This is a genomic window from Halanaerobium sp., from assembly GCF_003070835.1.
In genome coordinates, this window is the sequence record NZ_QBLR01000364.1 from 1 (window position 1) to 3,207 (window position 3,207).

Below are 3,207 nucleotides of genomic sequence, written 5' to 3' on the forward strand. Positions count from 1 at the left end.
ACTATGAGACTCATTTCCTTCTTTAACAGGTGTATGAGTTGTAAAGACAATTTCATCTTTAACATCATCCCAGGCTGTATGGAAGTCCATGCCAGTTTCCATTTTTTCTCTAATTAACTCAGTTCCTGCTAGAGCTGCATGCCCTTCATTGAAATGATAGATATCGATATTAAGGCCAAGTTTGCGAATAGCTTTAACTCCCCCAATACCTAATGCAATTTCCTGAGCAATTCTTTTTTCATTAAATCCATCATAAAGACCATCAGTAATTGTCTGATACTTTCTGTTTTCCGGCAGATTAGCATCTAAGAGATATAAAGTTGCATTGTTAAACTTGTCTAGTTTCCAAATCTTAAGCTTTACTTCCTGATCTCTAATTGTGACAGATACTGTTTCACCGGTGTCTACTGCGTGTTCGTAAATTTCTTTATTTACAGGATGTTGGTTTTCAGGTCTACCTTCAGCATTGATTACCTGTTTTGAGTAACCTTTGCGCCATAAAAGTCCAATTCCTGTTACAGGATAAGAAAATTCTTTTGCCGCTTTTAAAATATCTCCTGCTAAAATACCTAATCCACCTGCATAGATACGCATATTTTCATCTAATCCGTATTCCATGCAGAAATAAGCTGTATGTGGCTTATTGTTGTTCATTAACAAATCACTCCCTATAATATTAACTAAAATTTTCTGTTTTTTTCTAATAATAGTTATTCCTATCTGTTTATTATATCAAATTATCAGCAAATGTCTATTTTTTGAAAACATTTTCTTTAAATCTTTCTAATAACTTATGCTCATTATCACTATCAGGCAGAAAATAGTAGGCTGGAATTTCGCTGTGAATCACTGGTATTTCAAAGCTTAAGCCCTTTTCCATTGCTTTAAGATAGCGTTTTGCAGTCTGCTCCCAAGTATATTTGCTTTCTACTCGTTCTTTAGCTTTTAATTGATAATCCCGCCAAATTGATCTTTCACCGACAATTTTTTTGAGCCCTCTTGCAATATCAGCAGGGTCTTCGGGATCAATTAAAATTCCAAATTCATCATCAGCCATAATCTCACTTTGACCTCCATTTTTAGTCACAACTGCAGGTAAACCAGCTGCCATTGCTTCTACAGGTGCTAATCCAAATGGCTCATAGAAAGAGGTAAGTGAAAAAACTGATTCTCTTTCTGCAAGATAGCCATAACATTCTGCTAGTTCTTTTTGGCTGCCTAAAGGAAACATGGAAACTTTACCTTCTAAATCATGTTCGTCAATAACTTCCATTATTTGATCTAAAATTTCTTTTTCTTCTCCTGCGGCAGAGCTGTAATCTTCAAACGGATTTTCTATACCACGAAGGGTGATCACTAGATTTGCTTTTTGCTGCAGTTCTTGATCTTCTGCAAAAGCCTTAACTAATGCTAAGTGATTTTTCTTTTGATCAAGACGGCTGGCGCAAATTACTGCCGGTTTTTCAATTCTTGCAGGCTCTAAATCTCTATTTAAATACTTTTCAATCATTTCAGCAGTTGCTTTAGAATAATTTCCATCAAAAACATCAGTATTAACTCCAGGTGGGATCACAGAAAATTTATTATCATTGTCTACATCCACAGCTCCTTCATAATATGGATGAGAATATTGTTCATTTCTTTCTTGAGTAGTACTGACTATAATTTGGTTAGAAAATTTCATTGTTAATCTTTCAGCTATAATGCGGCTGTGAAATTGGAATCTATCTATTAATTGATCAAAATTAGCTTTAGAAAAATTTAATTTATCCATTTTCTGGGCTCCAAGTGAATGGCCTGTAAATGAAAAGGGAGTCTCCATTTTTTCTTTCAATAAAACTCCTGCCAGTCCACCATCACCATAATGGGTGGTAAAAAAGTCTGGAAAAGCACCTTCCTCATCATAAAATTCGGCGATTGCATCAATATATTCCTTTAGGTGAGGCCACAACTTTTCTTTCGGTAGAAATTGATCTCCACCAAAGGGTAAACGAATTATTCGCAAATTATCACAATCTGGATAGCTGTCATAAAGGCTGCTGAACTCAGGCCAGTTTGGATCATTTATTTGACGGGTGATTATATCAACTTTAATACCCATTTCAGCTAAAGCTTTACTAACTTCTTTAACATAAACCAGCTGGCCTCCAAAATCTGGATGCTCAGTCCAATAACTGTCGTTAGGATCAAAGTTTCCCTGTGGATTTAAAAATGCTGCATGTTTAATTTCACTCATTAAAATTACCTCCCTCAATTGGCTGAATATCATAATAAGATATAATTTCCATTAGTGGCGGAACAGAAGATAGGGCACCAACACCTTGAATTTTAAAAGCTGCAACTGCATTTCCTAATTTGGCAGCTTCAATAATTGGAAGGCCCTTAAGAATTCCAGTTAAAAATCCGGACCAAAAAGAATCACCGGCACCAGTAACATCAACAACTTTTTCTGAAAAAACAGGAATATGTACCGGTTCATTTTTCCCATCTGAAAGTAGAAGTCCATCTTTACCTAAGGTTAAAATAACTATTTTAGCTCCATTATTATGATATTTTTTTAGATAATTTTCAGGATGGTCCTGGCCATAAAGATGATAGGCATCATCTAAGGAGGGTTTAATAAAATCAGCTTGAGCTAAAAGCTCACGTATTATTTCACTCCCCTTATTACCTTCCGGCCAGAGAATAGCTCTAAAACTTGGATCAAAAGCAAAAAGTTTATTTTTTTTAACTGCATGTTCTACAGCTTTAATAGCATTTGCCCTTGCAGGATTTTTGGAAAGTATGAAACTTCCAGTAAAAAAGACTGAAGAATTATCTATTTTATTGTATATCTTTTCAGTTATCTCTATATTAATATCTGCTCCCCTGTAAGCAAGCCAGGAAGGTGTTTCTTTACTTTTGTTGACAAAAATAATTGGTGTTCCCTCTTCCTGATCATGCTGCAGACAGTCGAGGTTAACCCCCTCTTTTTCTAAAATTTCTGTCAAATATTCTCCAAATTCATCTTTACCGACTCTACTAATAAAGGCTGTTTTATTTTCTAAGCGCTGCATATTGACTAAGACATTGGCTGGAGAACCACCAAAATAGCGGGTGAAATTAGCACATTCTTTAAGTGGTGCTTCTTCTCTAGAAATCATATCTAGTAAAACTTCTCCATAAGCAGTTATATCGAAATCATTTTTTTCGAAAGTTAAACTGTCA

3 protein-coding genes are annotated in these 3,207 nt (G+C 35.1%); all 3 read right to left on the reverse strand.

What is annotated here, in order from left to right; all coding sequences use genetic code 11:
• A partial coding sequence (glgP, locus tag CI949_RS19040) for an alpha-glucan family phosphorylase (protein ID WP_290769335.1) occupies positions 1–654 on the reverse strand: 654 nt, incomplete at its 3' end.
• Positions 655–751: 97 nt separating this feature from the next.
• Positions 752–2,236 (reverse strand): glycosyltransferase, encoded by a 1,485-nt coding sequence (locus CI949_RS19045; RefSeq protein ID WP_073156501.1) that lies wholly within the window; start codon positions 2,234–2,236, stop codon positions 752–754.
• Positions 2,229–3,207 (reverse strand): carbohydrate kinase family protein (locus CI949_RS19050; protein WP_290769338.1); only part of this gene is annotated, 979 nt, incomplete at its 5' end. The genes CI949_RS19045 and CI949_RS19050, both read right to left, overlap by 8 nt.

What these genes read in the sequence shown, in the direction of transcription:
- CI949_RS19045 (WP_073156501.1), bottom strand. Translation starts at nt 2,236, where the DNA reads ATGAGTGAAATTAAACATGCAGCATTTTTAAATCCACAGGGAAACTTT.